Source organism: Croceibacter atlanticus HTCC2559 (assembly GCF_000196315.1).
GTDB classification, from domain to species: domain Bacteria; phylum Bacteroidota; class Bacteroidia; order Flavobacteriales; family Flavobacteriaceae; genus Croceibacter; species Croceibacter atlanticus.
The window spans coordinates 2,431,327-2,457,184 of record NC_014230.1 but is presented as its reverse complement, the minus strand read 5'-3'; the positions used below and the strand labels follow the sequence as shown (position 1 = coordinate 2,457,184).

Sequence of the window (25,858 nt, the reverse complement as noted above, 5' to 3'; positions counted from 1 at the left end):
TCAGTAATTAAGTGACTGAAGGTTAGTTGTATAAGTAAAATTGTTGTTGCTTTTAATTTAAAGCAGATTTATAAGCATTTAAACAACGCTCTCTAGCTTCTTTATGGTCTACCATCTTTTCTGGATACTTATTTGTGTTGTACTCTTTAACCCAATGGTTAATGTATGTTTTATTTTTATCAAACTTATCTATTTGAGTTGTTGGGTTAAAAATTCTAAAGTACGGAGCAGCATCTACACCAGAGCCTGCAACCCATTGCCAATTACCAACATTGCTGGACATTTCATAATCTAACAGTTTTTCTGCAAAATATGCTTCGCCCCAACGCCAATCTATTAATAAGTGTTTACACAAAAAGCTTCCTACTACCATACGAACACGGTTATGCATTAAGCCAGTTTCATTTAACTGGCGCATACCTGCATCTACTAAAGGATAACCAGTAGTACCAGTTTTCCATTTTTCAAATTCGTCTTCATTATTACGCCACTCTATACGGTCGTACTTCTTTTTAAAAGCATTATTTACAGTTTCCGGAAAATGATAAAGTATCTGCATGAAGAATTCTCTCCAAATTAATTCGTTCCAGAATGTCTCGTCTTTAGCATCTATAGCTTTCTTGTATATTTTTCTGATACCAACTGTACCAAACCTTAAATGCGGACTTAGATTAGATGTACCATCCTTGGCTGGAAAGTTTCTAGTATCGTTGTAGTTTTCAATTAATGTTGGAGAAGTATCGTACTCAGGAAATGAAATTGAGGATTTTTTAAACCCCATTTCAGATAAAGACACATTTGGAAGTCTTGTGTTTTTTACGGTATTATCTAAATGTTGAGATGTATAATGAATCTTTAAAGTGTGGTCTTTAAAATTCTCTTTCCACGTATTCTTGTAAGGCGTATACACTAAGTAAGGATCGCCATCCTTTTTAACTACTTCGTCTTTTTCAAATATTACTTGATCTTTATATGTATTAAATGAAATATTATTCTTGCTTAGTAATTCCTTAATACTTGTGTCTCTCTCTTTTGCATATGGCTCGTAATCTCTGTTGGTAAACACCTCTTGAATCTGATAATCTTTCACTAAAGATTTAAATACTTTTTCAGGTGTATCGTGAAACATTGCTAAACTACTATCATAGTCATCCTGTAGCTCTTTACGCATTTCTTGTAGGGTTTCAAAAATAAACGTGACGCGAGCATCATTTTCAGGAAGTTTATCTAATATATCTTTATCGAAAATAAATAAGGGTAAAACAGGATAATCGCCTTTTAAAGCTTCTAAAAACCCTACATTATCATCTAAGCGTAAATCTCTTCTAAACCAGAATATTGAAACTTTTTTTGACATTTTAATTAATGTTTAAAGTACTCATACCTCCATCAACTCCAAAAACTTGACCTGTAATCCAAGCACTTTGATCTGTGAGAAGAAACTTTGCTATTGCAGCTATATCTTCAGTTGTTCCTACGCGTTTTAGAGGATGCCTATCATTCATTTTTTCTCGTTTCTTGTCATTATTAAGAAGTTGAGCGGCTAGTGGTGTATCTGTGAGTGATGGTGCTATTACATTTACTCTAAATGTTGGTGCATACTCTGCAGCTAATGCTTTTGCAAAACCTTCGATTGCGCCTTTTGCGGCAGCTACACTGGTATGAAATGGCATTCCTACTTTTACAGCAACAGTACTAAAAAATACAAGACTAGCTTGCTCACTCTTTTTTAGCTTTGGTAACAATGCATGAACAGTTTTGACTAAAGACATAAAGTTAATGTTTATGTCTTCTTCAAAATCTGAAGGTTTCAGCATTTTAAATGGCTTAAGGTTTATACTGCCAGGACAGAATACCAAACCATCTATTTGATCTGGTAAATTTAATGAAGTGATGTCATCCTTTTGTACATCAAACTCTAAATGGGTAACTAAAGAGGTGTCTAATTCACCTGTAGTTCTAGATGCAACAAAAAGGTTGTGGTCGTCCTGCAATAGTTCAGTTATACTTAAACCAATTCCTTTTGAGCCACCAATTAATAAAATATTCTTTTTCAAAACAATTTTTTGTTTAAATATACGAAGAAATAATTAAACAGAATATTGAATAGTAGATATGAAAAAAGGGATTCAATACGAATCCCTTTTAATTTATATAATTTACTAATGTAGCTTAGTTGTCAGCATCTATTTGATCTGTGTCTTTTCTCGTTTTAAGCATACCTACGCCTGCAAAGAAAAATACGATACCAATTATTAATAATGCCCAAGGACTTAAACCTACATTCATACTTCCAAAAGCTCCTAAAACGCCAATTACTAAACCTATGGCACCAGCTATGGTAAGTATTAAAGCTAAAATCTTAATCATAATATTTAAATTTTGGTTAGATGTTAAATATACTGAGAATAGCTAGTATTAGTAGTATAGTTAAGAATACTTTAGGGATTACTCGTCATAAATGTTAGAATAACTGTTACCTTTTGTAACAAAGAATTCGCCATCAATAAATCTGTAGTTTTTACCAATATTAGCTATATCTTCTAAGTCTTCTTTGCTTAGCTCAATATTATCACTCTCGAGGTTTTCCTTAATCCTACCCTCATTTGTAGATTTAGGAATAACGGCTGTACCGCGTTGTTTTGCCCAAGCAATTAAAGTTTGACCTTTTGAGATATTATTTCGTTCTGCAACTTTCTTAATAGTATCATCTTCAAATAATGATGGCTCATCGTCTGCTTTCATTCCTTCAGATCTGTCACCACTTCCTAATGGAGAATATCCTGTAAGTAAAATACCTTCTTTAGAACAGTATGAATATAAATCGTTTTGAGGTAAGTAAGGATGTAACTCAACTTGATTCATTTCTGGCATTTCTTCAACTTTACCTTTTAAGCTTTCTAGCTTTTCTTTGCTAAAGTTTGAGACACCAACATGTTTAATTAAACCTTGTTTCTTCGCTTCAATCATTGCATTTAATGTTTCATGAAGTGGTGCTTCTTCTAAAGATAAATAGTCTTCATCTTTTTCTGGAAAGCCATTTACACTTGGTTTAAATGCAACTGGCCAGTGCATAAGATAAAGGTCTAAATAATCGAGGTTTAAATCTTTTAGCGTCTTTTTTAGTGCAGGAATTACATCTTCTTTTTTATGAGCGTTATTCCATAGTTTAGATGTAACAAAAATATCTTCTCGCTTAACGTTTCCGCTTTCAAAAGATTCTTTAAAAGCTTCTCCTACAGCATCTTCATTGTCATAAGCTGCGGCGCAATCTATATGCTTGTAACCATTTTCTAAGGCAATTTTTACAGCTTTTTTTACATCTTCTGGATCAGATTTCCAAGTACCCAATCCTATTGATGGTATACTGTCTCCGTCTCTAAATTTTAAGGTTGTCATAGTTTTTTCTTTTAAAGTTAAGAATTGAAAATCTTAGAGATTTAGAAAATATTGACTTTAGGATTATTTTAAGCTAAATTCTTTACAAACGTTAATTAGAGGTGTAGCTAACTCTAAAATTTTGTAAAAATTAGTCCAAATTATACATTGGAAGCTCTTTTAAAAAGGTGTAGGATTCGGTATCCACATTCATTTGGCAGTAATAGTGTTGTAACCCATTAGTAACCATAAGATACTTAGCATTTAAAGTGAGATTGTATCTTGCAATTTGATCGAAAGTTTCTTGGTTAATTTTAATATGTGGTGCTTTGCACTCCACAATTAAATGAATACCGGCATCTTTATTAAAAGAGATAATATCGTATCGTTTAGACATACTATTAACCTTCACTTCTTTTTCAACATTAATATAAGATTTTGGAATGTTAAGATCCTCAATTAAAAATTGCACACAATGTTGTCTTACCCATTCTTCTGGTGTAAGAACAAAGAATCTTTTGCGAATCTCATCGAAGATATGCACCTTTTTTTCGGTACTTTTGAATCGGAACGCGTAGCGTGGAAAGTTAAGTGGCATCATCACAATACAAAGGTAAACTACCATATACAAACGACAAGATAATTTTGGCATTACAAGATTTACAAACAATACTAACTGATATAAAGAATAGAAAGTTTAAGCCTTTCTATTTTCTATATGGCGAAGAGGCTTTTTTTATAGATCAGATTTCAGATTATATAGAAGATAATGTTTTAACTGAAGAAGAACGAGGTTTTAACCAAATGACGCTATATGGCCGTGATGTTTCTGTAGAGGATATTGTAAGCAATGCCAAGCGTTACCCGATGATGGCCGAGAGACAGGTAATTATTGTAAAAGAAGCTCAAGATTTATCTAGAACTATTGAAAAGTTGGTAAGCTATGCGGAAAATCCGCAGCCTACAACATTACTTGTTGTTTGTTACAAGTATAAAAAACTTGATAAACGAAAAAAACTATACAAAGCGCTTAATAAAGAAGGCGTATTGTTTGAAGGTAAAAAACTATATGACAACCAAATTAGTCCTTGGATTATACGTACATTAAAATCTCAAGGTTATGGTATAACTCAAAAGGCGTCTCATATGCTGGCAGAGTTCTTAGGATCAGATTTAGGTAAAGTAAGTAATGAGTTAAATAAATTGAAACTTATTTTACCAAAGGGTATAGAAATTACACCAGAACATATTGAAGAAAATATTGGGATAAGTAAAGACTTCAATAATTTTGAATTACAAAATGCAATAGGAGAGAAGAATAAATTAAAAGCACACCGCATAATTAATTACTTTTCGCAAAACCCTAAAGACAATCCTATTGTACTCACTAGTGCATTGTTATTCAGTTTTTTTAGCAAACTTTTACAAGTTCACAGCTTATCTAATATAAACGACAAATCTGTGGCAACAGCTTTAGGAATAAGTCCTTACTTTTCTAAAGATTATATTACTGCGGCTAGAAATTATTCAATGAGAGATGCTAGTCAGGCTATATCTTTACTAAGAGTTATGGATTTAAAAAGTAAGGGCGTAGACTCTAATGCAATACCAAGCGGAGATCTCTTGAAAGAATTTTTAGTAAAAATAATGGATTAATATGTCTACATCTTTATTTACGTCTTGGGTTATGGCAGCAAGACTTAGAACATTGCCATTATCATTATCTGGTATAATAGTAGGAGCTTCAATAGGTGTTAAAGCAACTCAATCTTCTTCTAGCTTATTATTATCTTCAATATTTTGGCTTGCTATAGCAACCACTTTAGGTTTACAGGTGCTATCTAATTTTGCCAATGATTATGGTGATGGTGTAAAAGGTACAGACAATGAAGAGCGTATTGGTCCTAAACGCGCAATACAAAGTGGCTTAATATCTCATAAGGCCATGAAAAATGGAATTATTCTTACATCTTTAGTTACACTCGTACTGGCACTGCTACTTATTTACACAGCTTTTGGAAAGGATAATTTTATATTATCTGTAGTGTTTTTTGCATTAGGCATTGCAGCAATTGTTGCAGCTATTAAATATACAGTAGGAAACTCTGCCTATGGTTATAAAGGATTAGGAGATGTTTTTGTGTTTATATTTTTTGGACTGGTGAGTGTTGTAGGTTGTTATTTTCTTTACACTAAGGCTTTAAATTTTACAGTTTTCCTACCTGCAATAACTATAGGCTGTTTAAGTACAGCAGTTTTAAATTTAAATAACTTGAGAGATATTAATAGTGACAAAAACTCTGGTAAACACACGCTCGTTGTAAAAATGGGATGGCATAAAGCTAAAGTGTATCATCAATGTTTAGGGATTTTAGCATTGCTATCTTTTTTAGTATATACCTGCTTAACCTATAATACATTATGGAGTTTACTGCCATTAGTTTCCTTTATTATATTGGCTATTCACTTTAATAAAGTTAGACAAACAGAAGAACCTATGTTCTTAGATCCAGAACTTAAAAAAGTAGCACTAAGTACGTTTTTGTTTGCAATACTATTTGCAGTGAAGCTTTTAGTTTTTAATGCATAGCTAATAGAGTATATTTACTAAAAATGTAGAGTAGTTGAGAATCTTTTTAACGTGTTTATTTGTTTTAATTTTTAGCTTTCAGAATTTACTGGGGCAAGACACTTCTTTGTCAGAGACTAAAAAAGACACTCTTTTAAAACAACATGAAAATGTAGAGAAACTTCTAGGCATGTGGTATGATAAGCGCCAAGGAGACACTTCTGTTTTTACCTATTTAACACCACAAGAATGGGAGACTGTATTAGAACATCATTATTACCAAACTGCTATAGATGCTAATCTAAAAGACAAAATAGGTTTTCCTTTAGCATCAACTTATCATAGTCTAACAAAGTTTAGTAAGGCATTACCCATTCTTGAAATTTTAAAAACTAAGAAAGATAATTTTAGTTTTGAGAACTACAGTTATATTTTAATAATGCTTGAGGAGATATATAGAGCTAATGTAGATCTTGCGAAAGCCATAGAAATTAGGGAAGAGAGAATTAGGTTAGGGTACATTAAAACGTTTTATGATTTATATGCAGATGTTGGTCTTTATGATATAGCTGTTCAGGATTTTAAAGATTTAGCCTATAAGCCAGAAAATGGTTCGTTTTCTAAAATGACTTACTATAAGAAATTAGGTGAGCTGTTTTTTAAAGCTTATAAAATTGATAGTGCTAGAGCAAATTTTAAAAAAGGGCTTAAAGCTCTTGAGCCAATTTTAAACTCTAAAGACTACGAAGAAAAATCATGGTATATAGAATATACCAAACAGTTTTATTACAACCAGTTAAAAGGTAACATTATTGCTTGCAATATTGAGCAAGATAATTTTAATAATGCTATCCCTATACTTAAAGAAGATATTGAAGAAAGCTATACTATTAATGATGTAGATAATAGAATTCACAAGTGGTTGTTGATGGCTAAAGTTTATTTGCACGAACAAGATCTTAATGAAGCTAATAAGGTATTAGACAGTGTTTTTGAACGAAAGAGACAAAAGTCGATCTATAATGCAGACCTTACATATCTTAAACTAAGAGGAGATTATTATAAACAACTTAGTAAAGTAGATTCTTCGGCATTTTACTATAGAAATTTTATTGATTTACGAGATTCCTTAGATATCATAAGCAAGAAAAATCAATCTATAGTGTTATTATCTTCATTAGAAAATAGCACCCAACGCACAATAATTAAGAAACAACGATTAGAGTTATTAAACCAAGCTGCTAAACGAGATTTAAAACAACTTCAAACAGTTTTAATGATTTTTGTATTGGTTACTTTAATTATACTTATAATAGTTTTTTATAAAAATTACAGTTTCAAAGTAAAAGCACGATCAAAGATTAAGACTCAAAATGAAGAGCTAATCATTAAAAACGAAGAAAATGAACTGTTACTAAAAGAGGTTCACCATCGTGTAAAAAACAACTTGCAAACAATTTCTAGTCTTTTAGGATTGCAAAGTAATACGGTGGAAGATGAAGCTACCAAAAAAGCCTTTCTGGAAGGGCAAAATAGAGTACACTCTATGGCACTTATTCATAAACGATTATATGAATCTGATCAATTTGGTGAAATAACCTTTAAGGATTATGTAGAGCAACTATGTAGTAACCTTATTTCATCTTTCGGAAAAACAGATGTTACTAATTATATTATTTCATCAATAGATAAGTTAGATGTAGAAAAAGCGGTTCCTATAGGTCTTATTGTAAATGAGATATTAACCAATACCTTTAAATACGGTCAATCTAAAGACGGATCTGTAAAGTTTAATATCACATTAACCTCAAATGAAACTCATTACACATTAAGCTTTCAAGACTTTGGTAAAGGGTTTAATATTAAAGATGTCCAGAAATCAAACTCTTTAGGACACCGTTTAATTGAGTTACTCTCAAGACAGCTTGATGGTGAGCTTAAAGTAAAATCTAGTTCAAAAGGAACTTCTTACAAACTTATATTCCCTAAGGAAATTCAATAAACTTAAAAATTTATAATTCTTAATGACAGCGCAATATTATAAACATACCTTACAATTTAAACAAGCTAGCGGAACCTCAAGAGGTATCCTAAAAACAAAGGATTCATGGTTTATAAAAATCACAAATGGCGATGTTATAGGAATTGGAGAATGTGGATTATTAAAAGGTTTAAGTGTAGATGACAGAAAGGATTATGAGTATACATTAAACTGGGTGTGCAGCAATATTCATTTAGGTTTGCCTAAACTATATAAAAAATTGGAAGAGTTTCCCTCTATACAATTTGGGTTAGAAATGGCATTTAAGTCTTTAGAATCAGAACATCCATATGAGCTTTTTCCATCTGATTTTACAAAAGGAAACGATAGTATTCCTATAAACGGATTGGTCTGGATGGGAGAAAAAAGCTTTATGAAATCTCAGATAGAAACTAAGATTAAAGAAGGTTTTAAGTGTATTAAATTAAAAATAGGTGCAATCGATTTTCAATCTGAAATAGAGTTATTGAAATATATACGATCTCAATTTTCTGAAAAAGATATAGAAATAAGGGTAGATGCCAATGGTGCATTTTCTACTAAAGATGCTTTAGAAAAGCTAAAGACTCTTAGTGAGTTTAAATTACATAGCATAGAGCAACCTATACAACAAGGCCAGTGGCAAGAGATGGCTAAACTTTGTGAAAAAACGCCGTTAGATATAGCATTAGATGAAGAGTTAATAGGTGTTTTTAAATCTGAGAATAAATCTAAGTTACTTAATACAATAAAACCACAATATATTATTCTTAAGCCTAGCTTAATAGGTGGTTTTAAAGGTTCAAAGTCTTGGATTTCATTAGCCAGGTCTCTTAAAGTTGGATGGTGGTTAACAAGTGCTCTAGAAAGTAATGTTGGTTTAAATGCAATTTCTCAATTCACCTATAATCTAGATACCTCTATGTATCAAGGATTAGGTACAGGTAGCTTGTACACCAATAATTTTGAATCTCCTTTATACATAAAAAAGGGCCATATATGTTATGACCCTAATTTAAATTGGAATGTGTCTTTTAAGGATTAAACCTTAACAATCATCTTACCTTGATTTTTCCCGTCAAATAAGTCAATAAAAGCTTGTGGAATATTATCAAAACCTTCAACTATAGTTTCAGAATAGGTTAATTTATCTTCTTTTAACCATTTTCCTAATTGTTGCATACCTTCCTTAAATTGAGACTGGTAATTACCAATTGTAAATCCTTGCATAGACACACTATTTTTTATTAAGATAGGTTCAACTCTTGGTCCTGTAGGTGTTTCGGTATCATTATAAACTGAAATAGCACCACAATTTATCACTCTTGCGTTTCTAGCAATGTTAGCTAAAACAGCATCTGTAATATCTCCGCCAACGTTATCAAAATAAACATCAACGCCATTAGGAGCTGCAGAAGCTATGGCCTCTTTCATATTGTCTGTGGTTTTATAATTAATAGCTTCATCATAACCAAACTTGTCTTTTAAAAGCTCAACTTTATCATCTGTACCAGCTGTACCAATTACTTTGCAACCTTTAATTTTTCCTATCTGTCCTACAACTGTACCAACTGCACCAGCTGCGCCAGACACAACTAAGGTTTCGCCATCTTTTGGCTCACCAATTTTAGTTAAACCAAAATAGGCTGTAAGACCTGTCATACCTAAAATTCCTAAATAAGCCGTTGCTGGCGCTAAATCTGTATCAATTTTATTTAGTTGTTCTCCAGAAGTAGTTTGGTATTTTTTCCAAGCTAACATTCCAGTTACTAAATCACCTTCCTTAAAATTATCGTTTTTAGTTTCTATAACTTCAGCAATAATGTGTGAGGTTATAGGCTCATTAAGTTCAAACGGTTCTATATATGATTTTTGATCTCTCATTCTTCCGCGTAAATAAGGATCTACAGAAACGTACTTTGTTTCTAATAAAATCTCACCATCTTTTGCAGAAGGTTTCTCGCTTTCTACAAATTTAAAGTCAGATTCTTGTGGACGACCTTCTGGTCTGTTATTCAATAATATAGTAGAATTCATAATTATAGTTTTTTGTGTATTTCAAAGTTATCTAGGATAATCTTCTTCCGCCAAAATTGGGTCCTAAAATTTAGTTAAGCCTTATTTTATAAATGCTAACCTATGTTATTATAAAATATAACAATTATATAATAGTAACATACCATAATCCCTTTGTAAGTTTTAGCTACAAAACCCTACTTTTGTATTAGACTATTACAAGAACTATGAGCGAAACAACTGAAAGAATTAAATGCCTGATTATTGGTTCTGGACCAGCAGGATATACAGCAGCAATTTATGCAGCTAGAGCAGATATGAACCCTATCATGTATACTGGTATGGAACCTGGAGGACAATTAACTACAACAACAGAAGTAGATAATTTTCCTGGATACCCAGAAGGTATAGATGGACCTACTATGATGGTACAATTACAACAACAAGCAGAACGTTTTGGTACACAGGTGCGTATAGGTATGATTACTGAAGTAAAGTTTGCTACCGAAAAAGGTGGTATTCATAAAGCACAAGTAGATGGTGATAAGTGGATTGAAGCAGATACTGTTATAATTTCGACAGGAGCATCTGCTAAATACTTAGGTTTAGAAAGTGAACAACGCCTACGTGGCGGTGGTGTATCTGCATGTGCAGTGTGCGATGGTTTCTTCTATAAAGGTCAAGATGTTGCTATAGTTGGTGGTGGAGATACAGCTGCAGAAGAAGCTACATATTTATCTAAAATATGTAATAAAGTAACAATGCTAGTGCGTAAAGATGAAATGCGTGCAAGTAAAGCTATGCAACATAGAGTAACAAATACAAAGAACATAGATTTACGTTACAACACAGAGATTGATGAAGTTTTAGGAGAGCAAGTTGTTGAAGGTTTAAGAATGAAAAACAACCAAACTGGCGAAAAAGAAACTATTGATATTACAGGACTTTTTATCGCTATTGGCCATAAGCCAAATACAGATATCTTTAAAGGACAAATAGATATGGATAATACAGGTTATATTGTTACTAAGCCAAAAACTACAGAAACTAATATTCCTGGTGTATTTGCAAGTGGAGATGTTCAAGATAAAGAGTATAGACAAGCAATTACTGCTGCAGGTACAGGTTGTATGGCAGCTTTAGATGCTGAGCGTTATTTAGCAGATGTTGGTGCAATTGAAGAAGTAAGCACAACGACTAACTGGTAAATAATCTGTTATAAAATTAAAAAGGTCTGCTTTATTAAAGCAGACCTTTTTTTGTTTAATAGTTTTTGAAGGGTTTACTCAAAACTCTGCATGTCTACTAATTTTTTATAAGTTCCATTTAGTTTTAGTAACTCGTCGTGCTTGCCAACTTCAACAATTTCACCTCTGTGCATGACTACAATTTTATCTGCATTTTGAATAGTTGATAAACGGTGTGCAATAACCAATGATGTTCTGTTAAGCATCATGTTTTCTAACGCACTTTGTACAAGACGTTCACTTTCTGTATCTAGAGCAGAAGTAGCCTCATCTAAAATCATAATAGGTGGATTTTTAAGTACTGCACGAGCAATAGAGAGTCTTTGTTTTTGACCTCCACTTAATTTATTACCACTATCACCAATATTAGTATCAATACCTTTTGGCAAGTCTTTTACAAACTCCCAAGCATTTGCAATTTTAAGAGCTTCAATAATTTCTTGGTCTGTAGCATCTTGCTTTCCTAATAGAATGTTATTCTTTATAGTGTCATTAAATAAGATAGAATCTTGTGTTACTAAGCCCATTAAATGCCTTAGAGACTTCTTTTTAAGGTCTCTTATGTCTACACCATCAATAGTAATCTCACCATCATTTACATCGTAAAAGCGTGTTACTAGGTTGGCTATGGTACTCTTACCACTACCAGATTGTCCTACCAAAGCTACAGACTGTCCTTTAGGAACGGTAATGCTAAAGTCTTTTAAAACATAGTCATTCTCATACTTAAAGTTAACGTTCTTAATATCGATATTGGTAGTAAAATCTACTTTATCCTTAGCATTTGGTTTATCTTTTAGAGGAGACTCTGTTTCTAAAATTTCTAGGACACGCTCTGCTGCTGCATTTCCTTGTTTAACATTATAACTAGCCTTAGATATTGCCTTAGCTGGAGTTAGTATGTTATATGCTAATGCCATAAATGTGATAAACTCTGGGCCATCAAAGCTGCCTTCAACCAGCACTAAGCGGCCACCATAATATAGGAGCACAGAAATAATTCCTATACCTAATACTTCACTAACAGGTTTTGCTAAGTTGTTTCGGTTAACTAAGCTATTTAAAAATTTAAAATGTCTGTTTGTTGACTCTTCAAATTTTTCTGTAAAATACGCTTCAGAATTAAATCCTTTTATCACTTTTAAGCCACCTAAAGTTTCTTCTAATACAGACAATAAAACACCTTGTTCTTTCTGGACTCTATCAGATTTTTTCTTTAAAGATTTACCGACCAAGGAAATTAAAAATCCAGATACCGGAATAAAAATGAGCACAAAGATGGTAAGCTTAACACTAAGCGCTAACATAAATATTAAAGTGAAGATTATTGTTAGTGGTTCTCTTACTATAAGCTCTAAGATAGATAAAAATGAATGCTGAATTTCCAAAACATCACTAGTCATTCTTGCAATAGTATCACCTTTACGTTTTTCAGAGTAAAAGGAAATAGGAAGTTCTGTTATCTTATCATACAATGTGTTGCGAATGTCTTTTAAAACACCATTTCTTAAAAAGGTGATAAAATACATGGCAAAATAACTAAAGAGATTCTTTAATATAAATAAGCCTAGAACTAAGCAGATTACAATAATTAAAGCTTGCATTTTGTCTGTGCCAGCTACATTTGTAATAAAGTAGTTTAAAGAGTTTTCTGCATAATCCTTAATATTTGTAATACCTGTATATACAGGCTTTTCGGTTACTTTTATATCTTCAGGATCAAATAATACCTGCATCATTGGTATTAGTGACATGAATGCCAGACCACTAAACAATGCATATAAAATATTGAAGAATATATTTAAGAAGGCATAGCGTTTATAAGGTATCGCAAACCTCATTATTTTTTTAAAATAATTCATAGAATATATTTAACTCAATCCAAGTTGAGATTTTATTGAAGCAATTTTTGAATTTAAAACAGCAGTAGTTTCGTCTATAGTTTCTTTAGAAGATAACGTACTATTTACACTTATATAAAACTTAATTTTAGGTTCTGTTCCACTTGGCCTTGCAGCTATTTTAGTGCCTTTATCTGTATAGTAAATAAGAACGTTAGATTTAGGGATATTTAACTCTGTCGTTTTTTGGGATACAGGGTTTAAAGATGTAGAGTTTGCATAGTCTTCCACCTTTACAACAGTTTCACCTGCTATAGTTTGTAAAGGGTTGTTTCTTAACTCGATAAGCATTTGCTTTATTTCTTCTGCACCTTCTTTGCCCTTTTTCACAAGAGAGATTAATTCTTCTTTGTAATAGCCAAATTGTGAGTAAAGGTCGTGAAGTTTGTCTAGTATAGAAGAGCCTTCAGCTTTTAATTGAGCCGCTATCTCACACGCTAATAGAGTAGAGGTTACCGCATCTTTATCTCTCACAAAATCTCCAACCATAAATCCAAAGCTTTCTTCACCGCCACCAATAAAATCTAAATCTGGTAAATCTTTTATCATTTTAGCAATCCATTTAAAGCCTGTGAGACCTTCATGGTATTGAGCACCATAAGCTTCTGTCATAACCTTTAGCATAGGTGTAGAGACAATAGTAGAGCCTACAAAAGTATCATTATGTAGTTTTCCCGCTTTTTTCCATTGTTCAAGCAAAAACCAAGTCATAACCACCATGGTTTGATTACCATTAAGCAAAACCATTTGATCTTTAAGATCTCTTACAGCGATACCTAATCTATCTGAATCTGGATCTGTACCAATTACAATATCTGCATTTATAGCTAAAGCTAAATCTGTAGCCATTTTTAAAGCTTCAGGTTCTTCTGGATTAGGGGATTTTACTGTTGGAAAATCGCCGTTCGGCTCTGCCTGTTCCTTTACAATATTCACATTGTTATAACCTGCTCTTTCAAGTACTTGTGGTATTGCAGTTATCGATGTACCGTGTAAAGACGTGAATACGATATTAAGATTTTCTTTAGCAGAATTTGGGGTATTAAAACTACCATTATCTACAGATGCAGCAAAGAAGGCTTCATCAATAGTGCTGTCTATATAAGTAATGCGTTCATCTTGTCCTTTAAATAAAATGTCTTCATACTTTAAAGAATCTATTTCATTTATAATAGCAGCATCTTGTGGTGGCACCAATTGACCGCCATCTTGCCAATACACTTTATAACCATTATACTCTGGCGGATTATGACTTGCAGTTAATACAATACCGCAATGACAGTTTAAATATTTTACTGAAAAAGATAACTCTGGAGTTGTTCTCAAGTCTGAAAATAGAAACACATCTATACCATTTGCAGTAAAAACATCTGCCACAGTCTTTGCAAGAGACTTACTATTATGCCTGCAGTCATAAGCGATAACAACCTTAAGTTGCTCGCCATTAAACTGCTGTTTCATAAAATTAGAAAGGCCTTGTGTGTTTTTTCCTAAAGTGTATTTATTAATTCTGTTTGTGCCAACGCCCATAATACCGCGCATACCACCAGTGCCAAATTCAAGATTTTTATAAAAACTATCTTCAAGTTCTGTAGGATTATTTGTAATTAGGTGATTTACTTTTGCAGTAGTATCAGCATCATAAGTCGAGGTCATCCAAGAGTTGGCCTTTTTTAAGATGGCTTGGTTGTTAGTCATGAGTCAATAAATTTTGTGTAAAAATACGAAAAACCAATGTGGTAAATTACGCTATGGTTTCAGCTATCCTATAACGTTCTTGTTGGCGTTTACTTCTTAGAATAAGCTCTCCTAAAAAGCCTGCCAGGAATAATTGTGTTCCTATAATCATAGTAGTTAAGGCAATATAAAACCAAGGATTGTTGGTAACGAGTATTGCTGGCAAACCTTGAGCCAGTTTATAGAGTTTTGAGATACCAATATAAATTGCAGAACAAGATCCTATAATAAACATAAGTACACCTAATGCGCCAAATAAGTGCATTGGTCGTTTTGCAAATCTAGATAAGAACCAAATAGTAATAAGATCTAAGAAACCATTAATGAAACGCTCTGCTCCAAATTTAGTTGTCCCATATTTTCTGGCTTGGTGCTTAACTACTTTCTCTGTAATGTTAGTAAATCCAGCATTTTTAGCTAATACTGGTATATAACGATGCATTTCTCCATAAACATCAATATTCTTCACAACAACTTGATTGTAAGCTTTTAAGCCACAATTAAAGTCGTGAAGCTTTACACCAGATGTTTTCCTTGCGGCTGCATTAAAAAGTTTAGAAGGTAAGTTTTTTGTGAGCTTAGAGTCATAACGCTTTTTCTTCCAGCCAGAAACAAGATCATAACCATCTTTGATAATAAGGTTATACAATTCTGGAATTTCATCTGGACTGTCTTGTAAATCTGCATCCATTGTAATTACCACATCACCTTTTACGCACTTAAAACCTGCGTGCAAAGCTTGAGATTTGCCGTAATTTCTATTAAAACGTATGCCTTTTACATTTTTGTCTTGTTGGGAGAGCGCAGTAATTATTTCCCATGAGTTATCCGTACTACCATCATCTATAAACAGAAGTTCATATGAAAATGAATTGGACTGCATCACAGATGCAATCCAATTATAAAGTTCGTTTAAAGATTCGCCTTCATTTAAAAGCGGAATGACAATAGATAACTGCATGAATTATACTTTGGTAGGATCTTTCTCTCTAAAGATTAATGCAACGATAAGCCCAACTACTGCGTAAAATACCAAGAAACCAAACCATCCTTTAATGTAATTCATCATAGAGAATTGGTTATCTTCTTCCATAGCAACAATTGCTTTATCTATCTCAGACTGTGGTGCACCAAATTTTTGCATCATAGCTTCAGAGTTTTCAATAATCTTCTCGTTTAAAATTTGAGCAGCATCTGTATCAATAACATTAAATATTAATAAGCTTACTACTGTACTAATAAATGTTCCTAAGGCAATTGTTATAAAATAGCCTGTAAATGCTTGTTTAAAGGTAGTGTAGCCTTCAATTAGTTGTTTTGTTTTCTTTGCAGATAAAATTCCGAAGACAATAATAAGTAGTATGTTTAGTATACCAAACCACCAAGCAGTAAATAGGTCTAGATATACAGCATAGCCAATTACTGTTAATAAAGATAAGATGACACCTAACGTGATGCCGTAAGAGGTTGCAGATTTTCTGTAAGCGTTTTCCATGAGTATAATGTGTTAATGGTTATACTATCTTAGTACACAAATATAGGAATATGTTACATTGCACACTGTATTTTATAGTGCATTAAAAAAATAACAATAACTACTTGCAAATTAAAGTAAAATAACTAAATTTGCACTTCTAAAAATCAAACTGAAAAAGATTACAACGATGAAGCAAGGTGTACATCCAGAAAACTATAGAGTAGTAGCGTTTAAAGATATGTCTAACGACGAAGTATTTTTAACTAAATCTACTGCTAATTCTAAAGAAACGATCGAAGTTGATGGTACTGAGTATCCATTAGTGAAATTAGAAATTTCTAGAACATCTCATCCTTTCTATACAGGTAAAGCTAAATTACTTGATACAGCTGGTCGTATTGACAAGTTTAAGAACAAGTATGCTAAGTTTAAGAAGCCTGCTAAAGCTGAAGAAACTAAAGAAGACTAAACTTTTTAGTACTCTTTTATACAATAAAAAAAAGCTTCCAATTTTGGAAGCTTTTTTTATGCTTGATAGTTTTTAAAGATGCTCATTAATAAATATTGAAAGCTTAGATTGTAAATCTGCATAGCTTGCTAAACTCCAATTGGCATGACCACCTTCATAAGTTGTTAATTGGTGTGTAACGTTATTTGCTTCTAAAGCATCGTTAATGGCATTAGCTTGGCTTAGTGGCACCAAAGGATCACTTTCTCCATAAAATAATATAGTAGGCACACTTTGTTGGGAGACTTGTAATGCAGGACTTAAAACCTCTTCAAAATTTGTACCTTCAGGATAAGCATCTTCATCTACTAAATCGTTTACAAATTGAAATTGAGGGTTTTCAGAATAATAAGGATCTGTAAAATCTACAGGTCCAACAACGCTACAAGCCATTTTAATATCTTGGTTAGTATCTTCTGCATATGTATACTGCAATCCAATATGCGCACCGGCGCTAAGACCAATAACTCCAAATGTTGGGTTTATGTGGTATTCTGAGGCATTGTTTTTCACGTGTTCTATTACTGCACCAACATCAGTTATCTGATTAGGAAATGCAGCTGTAGTTTCATTAGCAAGAACATAGTTCATATTTACTATTGCATATTCGGAAAGTTGTGGTTGTAAAATAGGTAGAAAATAATTCATATCACTTTTATCACCAGCTGTCCAGCTACCACCATGTATTAATAATATTACTTTAGTGGCTTCTGTAGTTCTATTTGCAGGCAAGTAAATGTCATAAGCCTGTTGTTGATGGTCTCCATAGCTTACATCAAATATATCTTCTGCTTCAAGGTTTTGTGGTTCTTCTTGAGGATTTTCTGTAACAGGATCTTGAATTGTGGTACTAGAGTTATCTGAACTGCATGAAAAAGACAGCATAAGAGATACTGCAATACATATAGATTTTATAATGGTCATATTTTTCTTTTTTAATTCCTCTAAATCAAATGTCGTGCTAAAACAGTGTAACAACTGTTAAAGCTTCATAAAAAACCTAATATGATTATATATTTTGTAGTAATTTTAAAGAAAAAGACTAAACATGATTAAAGAAGGTACTAGTGTAACCTGGAAATGGGGAAGTGGTGAAGCTTCCGGAAAGGTTGTAGAAACTTATACTAAATCTGTAACTAAAACCATAAAAGGTACAGACGTTACTAGAGATGGAGAGACAAATAATAAAGCACTTTATATTAAGCAGGAAGATGGAGACCACGTCTTAAAATTAGAAAGTGAAGTTAATAGAGATTAAATTAAAAATATGGCAGAACTAATACGTATATACGAAGACAACCCAAATCCTAAACAAATAAAGCAAGTAGTAAATGCATTGCGTGATGGAGCTTTGGTTATTTACCCAACAGACACAGTTTATGGGCTTGGTTGTGATATCTCTAATGTAAGCGCCTTAGAGCGTATTGCTAAGCTAAAAAATGTAAAATTAGAGAAGGCAAATTTTTCTTTTATCTGTGAAGATTTAAGTAACCTATCAGACTATGTAAAGCAAATAGATACGCGTACATTTAAAATATTGAAGCGTTGTTTGCCAGGACCTTATACATTTATTCTTCCAGGCAATAATAACTTACCTAACGTCTTTAAGAAAAAGAAGACTGTTGGAATAAGAGTACCAGATAACAGTATTTGTAATGCATTAGTAAGTGGGCTAGGTAATCCAATTATTTCAACATCTATTAGAGATGAAGATGACGTTATAGAGTATACTACAGACCCAAGTCTTATTTTAGAAAAATGGGACAAACACGTAGATATTGTTATAGATGGAGGCTATGGAGATAATATAGCCTCAACAGTTATAGATCTTACAGGTGATGAAGCCGAAGTAATACGAGAAGGTAAAGGAAGTTTAGAAATATATTAAAAGTAAAACGCAAACTAAAAACTTTAGTTGGCGTTTTACTATTTGAGTAAATATTTTTAATGCGCTGTAACATCTCCAGACCCACTTGTCTTTTTATCTACATTTGCTGGGTTTCCTTTATAATCAATATCTCCAGAACCAGAAACTCTAGCATATAATGATTTGCTTGCATAAACTTCTACATCTCCAGAACCGTTTACTTTAGCCTCTACATCTTTTGCTTTCAAATCATAGCAAGAAATATCTCCAGAGCCGGCAACTTTTGCAGATAATTTATCTGTTGTACCGGTTAACTTGATATCTCCAGAGCCAGATAGAGCAGTCTCAATAGTTTTAGCTTCAACACTTAAAGAGATATCACCAGAACCAGAAATAAGGGCCTTAAAGTTCTTAGCTGTTATGAGATCTTTTCCTATAATATCACCAGATCCAGATAACGCAACTTTGTCAATATCTTTAAACGGTACGGTAATTATTACCTGCATGCGTTTAGAGGTGCGCAAGTTGTACCCTTTTTTAGTTGAAATCTTTAGAGCGTTATTTTCTACTTCTGTAGTAATGTACTCTAATAAATTGCTCTCTGCTTGCACCGTTAAGTTTCCTTCGGTTCCTTGTTCTAAAATAACATCAAAAAAGCCTGAGAGATTTACTTCATCATAAGTACCTACAGATCTATTTTCGGTTTTAATAGTTCCGTTGCCTTCTACTTTTGTACCATTAGACCACCATTGTGCATTAATAGATTGTAAGCTAAAGCAAAGTGTTGCGAGGATTATTAATTTAAATTTCATGTGTTCGTTTTTATGATTGATTAGATAATTGATTAAAGTCGATTCATTTTTACACTTCCGTAATCTGAATCTATAAATAAATTGTTTTTAGCAGATTTAGAAATGTTATATCCTTCGTATGTAGAATTGGAGTTACTTTTATTTTTAAGCGTAAACTCTAAACCATCTGTTCCCGTAAAGCCAGCATAGCTAAGATTTACATTAAATGTAAATTCATAAGCAGCGTCATACCCAATCTTCATACCTGCGTAGTCGCCGTTTAAACTAACGTTTCCAGCATTTTTGGTTAGCCGTTCTATTATAAAATTCCCATAATCTGAAGTTAACTCTACATTGCCAAAAACATCTCCTAACTTAACGGTGCAATAATCACCATCACCTTGAATGTTGTTTACTTTGTCAATTTTAAAACTTCCGTAGTCTGCATTAAATTGAAGGTTTTTTACTTCTTTAATGCTTCCGTTAGAGTAATCTGCATTTATAATAAGATTTCCTGCTTTCTCTATTGAATATGTACTGTATCCTGCATTAATTGTAGCGCTTTTAATATAATCGAAGGTGCAACCTGTATTATAATCGAATGAAATTTTATTATTATCAGCCAATAATTCGCCTATATTAAGTTTACCATAATCACAATCTAAATTAGCGTTACCTAGCAATCTGTCTATAGAGATATTACCATAGTCATTTTCTAAATTAACAGCATTTGTGGCTGGTAACTTTATAATATAATTAATTTCCATATTTATACTGTGGCTATTGTTGCCGCCAGTCCAGCTACTCCACCAACTTTGACTTTCATTTTTATCAATCTTAGTTTTTGCAGTTACATAAGAACTTGATGCTTCAAAATTAACTGTAATGTCATTTAGTTTTTCTCTTACCTTTTGCTCATCATCTCCATTTGTTTTAATAATAACTTGAATAACAACTCTATTTTCTTCCCAAGTGGTAATATCTATATTGCCGTAATCATTACTTATGTTTAACAATGCATCTGAGGTAACAGAAAACTCTTTATTAATTTTTTTCTCTTTAGTATATTTTCCTTTCCAGTTCTTGTCATGAACAGGATTTGCTAAAACCAATGCTGGAAAAACCAGTATGAGTAGTAGGTTAAAGTATATTGCTTTCATTGTCTTGTTCTTTTAATTGTTGAATGTTCTCAATAGTTTCTAATACATTTTGAAGTAATGCAGTACGCTGTTGAAAATTTGTGACCATTGCATAAATAACACGTTTGTCTTCACCGCTATCTACTAGGTCTTTTTTTAATTTTTGATAGTCTTTTTCTAAAACATTTAACTGGCGCATTGTATCGTCTATTAATTGTTTTGTTTCTGGTGTTTGTTGTTGTTCTAACTTACTTAACTCAGATGTAATGAGAACACTGTAAAAATCTTGAGTTTGTTTCATTTCCTTAGAAACACTTGCTAAATCTGCAGTTTCTACGTGAATTGGAGAGGTGTAGCTTTTAAAAAGAAATACACCAACCAATACACAGGCAGCAACAGATAAAAGCGGTTTCCATAGATTAAATATGGTACCCTTTTGGTGTTTAGCTTGTGCTATACTTTTTGCGTTTAGCTTTTTTAAAAACGCTTCCTCATGATTTTCTTCAGGCTCAAAGACATCAAAATTTAAATCTTTAAACACGTTATCTAATTCTTCATCTTTCATAGTTCTGGTAATTTAGAACGTAAACTTTCTTTTGCGCGTGACAGCATTGTCCTACAATTTGCATAGGTTAAATTCATAATGTCACAAATTTCTTCATAGTCATAACCTTCAATAAGATGTAATGTTAAGATCACTCTGTAATTATCCTTAAGTGAGTTCATAGTATTTAGTATGAGCTTTACTTTAGGACTGCTTTCTGAGTCTGAATTAGATATTCCTTGATCTTCAGGAACATCTAACCGTTCTTCTACATCTTGAAAAGCAACCACACTGAGTTTAGAGTTTTTTCTGTAAGCTGTTAGGCTGTTATTTACAACAATACGTTTAAGCCAAGCACCAAAAGTGGCATCTCCTTTAAAAGAATCGAGTTTAGTAAAGGCGTTTAAAAACGATTCCTGCATGACATCTTGGGCTTCTGCTTCGTCTTTCACAATGCGTAATGCCGTGTTGTACATAGCACGATAATACTGTTTGTAAATTAAAAGCTGCGCTTGTTGATTACCTTTGCGGCAACGCTCTAATGTTTCATTAATATGTGTGGCGGTTAGTGTCAAAAAAACAATTGCTTTATACTAAAGATACAGCTATTGTAAGTTTGTTACACTTTTAGAAAAGTATTTTGAAAAAAAATTAAATTCCGAAAGAAATATTGAATGCAAATCTGCCACCTTCTTCGCCATGAAAGTAAGATAGGTTAGAGGTAAGGCCGCTAACGGAAAATATTATACCACCACCATAACTATAGTGCCAGTTTGAATTAGACTCATCATCTATCCAAACTCTACCAGTATCATATCCTAAATATCCTAAACTGCGTATAGGTAAGAAAACAGTTTTAAGCGGTTTAAAATTATACTGTAACTCCACATTTCCTACTAAAGATTGTTGTCCTGTAAAGCGTTGTAATCTGTAACTTCTTAAGCTGTGTTCTCCTCCAATTCTAGCGCTTTGGTAAAATGGTATGGCATCACCAAAACGTAATTGCCCAGAAGCAGATGTTTTTAAAATAACATCTCTAGAAGAATCTATAGCATTCCAGAACGTTAATGACGGATCTACTGCTAATGTTGTTTGAGAACTTGATAAATTATCTGAAAAATAGCCTTTTGCTTTAAACTCCATTCCTCTATTTGGGAAGCCTTTACTATTTGTGCTTAAGTAATGATATGTAGAATGTATTTGGGCAAACTCTTCTTGTTCTCCTATACCAGTTCCAGATATTACTTCTGAAGCTTCTGTACCTACATTGTAATAGTTGAAACCAATCTCAAAAGCACTACCAAACTCTCCTTTATAGTAAGTTGATGCGCCTGCAGAAAAATGTCTTGTGTAAATTCTATTAGCATCATAATTAGAAAACGGATTGTCTGTAGAGTTTCCAAAACCAAAGAAGTTCTCTGTATAATTGTTGCTAGTTACTCTGCTTGAGATTTTAAGATTCCAATCGTGAAATAAATGGGCAAATTGAGCAGAGCCTTCAAAACTTACAGCTTGTGTTAATGGGTAGTATGTTGTAAGTAAGTCAAACTTTTTTGTAAATGGGTTGCGCTCAAACTTTAGTGTCTCTTTGCCCACAAGCAACTTTGTGACAGCTCCTAAATCTGGATTATAGGCTACATTTAGCCCAAATACACTTCCAGAACTTGGCCTGCGTTCTGGATCATAAATATGGTTTTCATACACATCATTTATTCTAAATCTTGCACCGTTTTCTTCTTTAACTACATTGTCTTGGTGTTCCTGATCATATACAATTACATTTTTTCCATTGCTAAAATTATAGGTGTCTTCACCAAGACCACCAGCAATTGTTATTTTAATTTTAGATGTGTTATCACCTTTAATTTCAAAAACATCATCATCTCCTAAACCATAAATCCAGATGGTATGCGTGTCTTTATCATTAAACGTTCTATTAAAAATAAGATCTTCATCTTTGCCATCTTTAATTCTATAGGCTTCAATGTTAATTTTACCATCGGGTAATTTGGTTATTATAAAATGATCATCTTTATCTGTACCGAGTAAGGTTTGAAAACTTATAATATTCTCATAATAACGCTCTATTATGCTTTTTAAATTAGCTTTCCTTGCTAAGAAATCTTTCTTAATTTGTTCTGTTACTTCATCTTGAGATTCTACAGGCATATCATTAAAAGCCTTGTCAACAATTTCTGGAGTAATGTTTTTTTGTATGAGTTCAATTTGCTCGTACCAATCTTCTAAACTAGTTTTTTGAAGTAGCGCACGGTCTAAGTTTAAAGCACTTTCACTAAAAGGATCTATAAACTCTATATCTGGACCATATAACCCTAATTGTTTAGTGCTCGATACTATACTTTGTAATGTTTTAATAAATGTTCCATCAAACTTTGCAAAAACTTGATCTCTATCTCTTGGTATTGGTAGGTAAACGTTTTTACCGGTATTTTCTGTGTCCTCTAAAAGTGCCCAACGCCATTGGTCTTCGTGCCTATCCCAATCTCCTACAAGTATGTCGAATATTCTTGCTTTTATATATTCTTTCTCATTAATAACGTTAGTTTCATCTTTCCTAAGCTCTTCAAATAAATCTGAAGTACTTTCAACTTCTTTATTAAAACCAAACATATGTGCGTTGTTAAAATCGCTATCTGGTTTTTCAACAATCATATACAAACGATCACCATGATACTCATTAAACTCTCCTAATGTTTTTTGTTTGGGAACATAAAATAATTTTGGATGGGTGTGTCCTAAATTTATAGCACCAGCCAGCTTTGGTATGGCAAATGCACCGTAAGGATGAGAAGCTGTATAAAAGTCTTCAATAATTTCCAGAGGAATTGTGTCTTCAAAATACACATCAGAATCTAAATCATTGTAACCAGATGATTGTAAAAAGCGTTCTGCATCTTTAGCAATTGCACGCATGTTGTATTCTTTATCATTCTTATCTACCAGTCTTAAAGATTGGGTCTGGTTTCCGCCGCCTGCACGTTCTACTTTTAAACCACCATATAATGTATCAAGTAATACAACTTGTGCTTCGATTTCCTTACCATATAAATAGCGGTAATGTTCTCCAAAAAACTCTTCATAGCGTTTACTTACCTTAGTTTCTTCTGGAGGATAAATTGTTGTTTTTACTGTTTTTGAATATGTTTTAGGTAGTTGTGAGAGGTCATAATCTTCTGGAGAGGCAAAGGCCTCTTTATCAAAAGCTTTAACTATATTCTCTTTCTCATCTAGCTCATAAAAAATAACTCTTGAAGATCTGTCTTCATATAATCTCAACTCAGCAAATCCTGCTTTTCCAGAAGAATAAAGACCGTTCTTTCCTAGTCTAGAACCTTCTTTTTTTCCACCTGTACCAGAAATAATTTGATGTAGGTTGTCTTGTATAATATACTGTAAAGATTGTTCGTGGGCAGATAAGACAAACATTAAGGGTGCTTGTCTTGCTATTGTTTTAACCTCAGAGATTAACTCATTCATTAAAGGGTTGAGTAAATCTTGTTTAGATAAACCTCCTTGAGTTCTCATAAACGTCCAAGGTGCACCTATGGTTGGTAAGAATAAGTTTTCTGGTTTGGGGTTAAATAGAATATCATTAGAAATTTCTCCGCCATAAATACCGTTAGAGTAAACAGGATGGTGCATTACTAAAAGCACATTTTTGTGTCTTGCTTTTCTAACTTCGTCTGTAAGAACTTTTATAAACTTCTCCCTAGTTTTTATTTCACATTTAGCATTAAATTCTGCTTGCTTGCTCCAATCTTCAATATACCATTGTGTATCTATAACAATGATTTCTGTATTAAAACTTACATCAATAGTTTCTATTGGACAGCCATTTTCTGGAAGGTAATTTTCATCTTTACCCATAAACTCTTCAACGTAGTCTTCTAATTTTTCAAGACCTTCAACACCATTATCATTCCAATCATTTTCTCCGGGAATTATTAATGGTGTGCCATTAAAGGTTTTAAAGACATTTAACAACATGTCTAACTGTTCCTTGTTGTTATCTTTTTTTAGCCTGTTGGCATACACATTGTCACCAAGAAAAATTAAATAATCGTCTTTGGTTGAATGTTGCTTAGTAAACTGTTGGAACTTTTGTAATAATGCCTCATCTGGACCATTTTTATTGCTGCCTGCATTACCATATAGGTATACACTTTGGTACTCTTTAGTACTTCCTAAAGTATCTAAAGAAATTGGGTTGTAAATTTTGTCCTCTGTATTAAGATACCTTGTGGTTTTGGACGCACAGGCGCATAATAATGTTACAACCGAAAGATATACGGCACTTTTAAAATAGTTTCTTGGCATTAATTAGGGTTTAATTAAATGTAAGTATGGTTAGTCTGCGTCAATTATATCTTCAATGGTTTTAGCCATCTCGATATCTTTTTCTGTTACGCCACCAGCATCATGTGTACTTAACGTTATAGAAAGTTCATTATAAACATTTGTCCATTCTGGATGATGTTGTTGTGCTTCTGCTTCAAAAGCTATTCTTGTCATTACACTAAAAGCTTCTTTAAAATTATTAAACTCAAAAGATGTATGGATGGCATCATCTCCAAATTCCCAACCTTTTAATTCTTTTAATGCGTTTTCTATTTGTTGTTCTGTAAGTTTCATTGTATATATAT

The 25,858-nt window shown here is 32.7% G+C and carries 25 protein-coding genes; 8 read left to right on the top strand and 17 right to left on the bottom strand.

All coding sequences use genetic code 11. From position 1 onward, the window contains the following. Positions 1-52 precede the first annotated feature (52 nt). The 5 genes from CA2559_RS11170 to CA2559_RS11150 all read right to left on the bottom strand — a co-directional run bounded on the left by CA2559_RS11170 (position 53) and on the right by CA2559_RS11150 (position 3,979). A complete protein-coding gene (locus CA2559_RS11170) occupies positions 53-1,357 on the bottom strand; it encodes a cryptochrome/photolyase family protein (protein ID WP_013188000.1) in 1,305 nt (434 codons plus the stop codon). A gap of 1 nt (position 1,358) precedes the next feature. Continuing rightward, a complete protein-coding gene (locus CA2559_RS11165; protein WP_013187999.1) occupies positions 1,359-2,057 on the bottom strand; it encodes an SDR family NAD(P)-dependent oxidoreductase in 699 nt (232 codons plus the stop codon). A gap of 115 nt (positions 2,058-2,172) precedes the next feature. Next, the gene (locus CA2559_RS11160; protein ID WP_013187998.1) at positions 2,173-2,370 is read right to left on the bottom strand and encodes a membrane protein; all 198 of its coding nucleotides are present in this window, start codon (positions 2,368-2,370) and stop codon (positions 2,173-2,175) included. A gap of 78 nt (positions 2,371-2,448) precedes the next feature. Next, on the bottom strand, positions 2,449-3,399 hold the full coding sequence (locus tag CA2559_RS11155; RefSeq protein WP_013187997.1) for an aldo/keto reductase: 951 nt from the start codon (positions 3,397-3,399) through the stop codon (positions 2,449-2,451). 130 nt (positions 3,400-3,529) lie between these two features. Then, positions 3,530-3,979 carry a type I restriction enzyme HsdR N-terminal domain-containing protein gene (locus CA2559_RS11150; protein WP_041241005.1) on the bottom strand — a complete coding sequence of 150 codons (450 nt, stop codon included), beginning with the start codon at positions 3,977-3,979 and terminating at the stop codon, positions 3,530-3,532. A 44-nt stretch (positions 3,980-4,023) separates the two neighbouring features. Between CA2559_RS11150 and holA the strand changes: the two genes are divergently transcribed. The 4 genes from holA to CA2559_RS11130 all read left to right on the top strand — a co-directional run bounded on the left by holA (position 4,024) and on the right by CA2559_RS11130 (position 9,012). After that, entirely contained in the window at positions 4,024-5,034 is a 1,011-nt protein-coding gene (gene holA / locus CA2559_RS11145; protein ID WP_013187995.1) for a DNA polymerase III subunit delta, read from the top strand. Between the two features lies 1 nt (position 5,035). Next, positions 5,036-5,968: a 1,4-dihydroxy-2-naphthoate octaprenyltransferase gene (gene menA, locus CA2559_RS11140; RefSeq protein ID WP_013187994.1), complete on the top strand. Its 933-nt coding sequence runs from the start codon at positions 5,036-5,038 to the stop codon at positions 5,966-5,968. A gap of 106 nt (positions 5,969-6,074) precedes the next feature. Beyond that, entirely contained in the window at positions 6,075-7,949 is a 1,875-nt protein-coding gene (locus CA2559_RS11135) for a sensor histidine kinase (RefSeq protein WP_013187993.1), read from the top strand. Between the two features lie 22 nt (positions 7,950-7,971). Next, a complete protein-coding gene (locus CA2559_RS11130; RefSeq protein WP_013187992.1) occupies positions 7,972-9,012 on the top strand; it encodes an o-succinylbenzoate synthase in 1,041 nt (346 codons plus the stop codon). Here CA2559_RS11130 and CA2559_RS11125 read toward each other — a convergent pair. After that, positions 9,009-10,004 (bottom strand): NADP-dependent oxidoreductase, encoded by a 996-nt coding sequence (locus tag CA2559_RS11125; protein ID WP_013187991.1) that lies wholly within the window; start codon positions 10,002-10,004, stop codon positions 9,009-9,011. The two genes, CA2559_RS11130 and CA2559_RS11125, sit on opposite strands and share 4 nt — an antisense overlap. A gap of 206 nt (positions 10,005-10,210) precedes the next feature. Between CA2559_RS11125 and trxB the strand changes: the two genes are divergently transcribed. Then, entirely contained in the window at positions 10,211-11,191 is a 981-nt protein-coding gene (gene trxB, locus CA2559_RS11120; RefSeq protein ID WP_013187990.1) for a thioredoxin-disulfide reductase, read from the top strand. A gap of 74 nt (positions 11,192-11,265) precedes the next feature. Here trxB and CA2559_RS11115 read toward each other — a convergent pair whose 3' ends face one another. From CA2559_RS11115 to CA2559_RS11100, 4 genes are read right to left on the bottom strand one after another with little or no spacing between them, the layout of a single operon-like run. Then, positions 11,266-13,092, bottom strand: coding sequence for an ABC transporter ATP-binding protein (locus tag CA2559_RS11115; protein WP_041241004.1), 1,827 nt, complete (start codon positions 13,090-13,092; stop codon positions 11,266-11,268). A gap of 9 nt (positions 13,093-13,101) precedes the next feature. Next, complete coding sequence (locus CA2559_RS11110) at positions 13,102-14,829, bottom strand: phospho-sugar mutase (protein ID WP_013187988.1); 1,728 nt, start codon at positions 14,827-14,829, stop codon at positions 13,102-13,104. A 46-nt stretch (positions 14,830-14,875) separates the two neighbouring features. Next, entirely contained in the window at positions 14,876-15,829 is a 954-nt protein-coding gene (locus tag CA2559_RS11105) for a glycosyltransferase family 2 protein (protein ID WP_013187987.1), read from the bottom strand. A gap of 3 nt (positions 15,830-15,832) precedes the next feature. Further along, positions 15,833-16,363, bottom strand: coding sequence for a DUF4199 domain-containing protein (locus tag CA2559_RS11100; protein WP_013187986.1), 531 nt, complete (start codon positions 16,361-16,363; stop codon positions 15,833-15,835). Between the two features lie 169 nt (positions 16,364-16,532). Here CA2559_RS11100 and CA2559_RS11095 point away from each other — a divergent pair, with 169 nt between their 5' ends. Next, entirely contained in the window at positions 16,533-16,814 is a 282-nt protein-coding gene (locus CA2559_RS11095; RefSeq protein WP_013187985.1) for a type B 50S ribosomal protein L31, read from the top strand. 72 nt (positions 16,815-16,886) lie between these two features. Here CA2559_RS11095 and CA2559_RS11090 read toward each other — a convergent pair whose 3' ends face one another. Further along, the gene (locus CA2559_RS11090) at positions 16,887-17,831 is read right to left on the bottom strand and encodes an alpha/beta hydrolase (RefSeq protein WP_257895178.1); all 945 of its coding nucleotides are present in this window, start codon (positions 17,829-17,831) and stop codon (positions 16,887-16,889) included. A gap of 70 nt (positions 17,832-17,901) precedes the next feature. On the opposite strand from CA2559_RS11090, the gene CA2559_RS11085 reads away from it, so the two are divergent. Both CA2559_RS11085 and CA2559_RS11080 read left to right on the top strand, forming a co-directional pair. Continuing rightward, the gene (locus CA2559_RS11085; protein ID WP_013187983.1) at positions 17,902-18,111 is read left to right on the top strand and encodes a hypervirulence associated TUDOR domain-containing protein; all 210 of its coding nucleotides are present in this window, start codon (positions 17,902-17,904) and stop codon (positions 18,109-18,111) included. Positions 18,112-18,120: 9 nt separating this feature from the next. Then, positions 18,121-18,741, top strand: coding sequence for an L-threonylcarbamoyladenylate synthase (locus tag CA2559_RS11080; protein WP_013187982.1), 621 nt, complete (start codon positions 18,121-18,123; stop codon positions 18,739-18,741). 56 nt (positions 18,742-18,797) lie between these two features. Here the strand turns inward: CA2559_RS11080 and CA2559_RS11075 are convergent, their stop codons facing one another. The 6 genes from CA2559_RS11075 to CA2559_RS11050 form a co-directional block, all read right to left on the bottom strand. Continuing rightward, on the bottom strand, positions 18,798-19,532 hold the full coding sequence (locus tag CA2559_RS11075) for a head GIN domain-containing protein (protein WP_013187981.1): 735 nt from the start codon (positions 19,530-19,532) through the stop codon (positions 18,798-18,800). 32 nt (positions 19,533-19,564) lie between these two features. After that, positions 19,565-20,671, bottom strand: a complete 1,107-nt coding sequence (locus CA2559_RS11070; protein WP_013187980.1) for a hypothetical protein — start codon at positions 20,669-20,671, stop codon at positions 19,565-19,567. Further along, on the bottom strand, positions 20,652-21,215 hold the full coding sequence (locus CA2559_RS11065; RefSeq protein ID WP_013187979.1) for a hypothetical protein: 564 nt from the start codon (positions 21,213-21,215) through the stop codon (positions 20,652-20,654). Before CA2559_RS11065 ends, CA2559_RS11070 begins: the two co-directional genes overlap by 20 nt. Then, positions 21,212-21,769 carry an RNA polymerase sigma factor gene (locus CA2559_RS11060; RefSeq protein ID WP_013187978.1) on the bottom strand — a complete coding sequence of 186 codons (558 nt, stop codon included), beginning with the start codon at positions 21,767-21,769 and terminating at the stop codon, positions 21,212-21,214. The genes CA2559_RS11065 and CA2559_RS11060 overlap by 4 nt, the downstream gene beginning before the upstream one ends. 76 nt (positions 21,770-21,845) lie before the next feature. Then, complete coding sequence (locus CA2559_RS11055) at positions 21,846-25,532, bottom strand: ShlB/FhaC/HecB family protein (RefSeq protein ID WP_013187977.1); 3,687 nt, start codon at positions 25,530-25,532, stop codon at positions 21,846-21,848. Between the two features lie 30 nt (positions 25,533-25,562). After that, entirely contained in the window at positions 25,563-25,847 is a 285-nt protein-coding gene (locus tag CA2559_RS11050; RefSeq protein WP_013187976.1) for a 4a-hydroxytetrahydrobiopterin dehydratase, read from the bottom strand. Positions 25,848-25,858 lie beyond the last annotated feature (11 nt).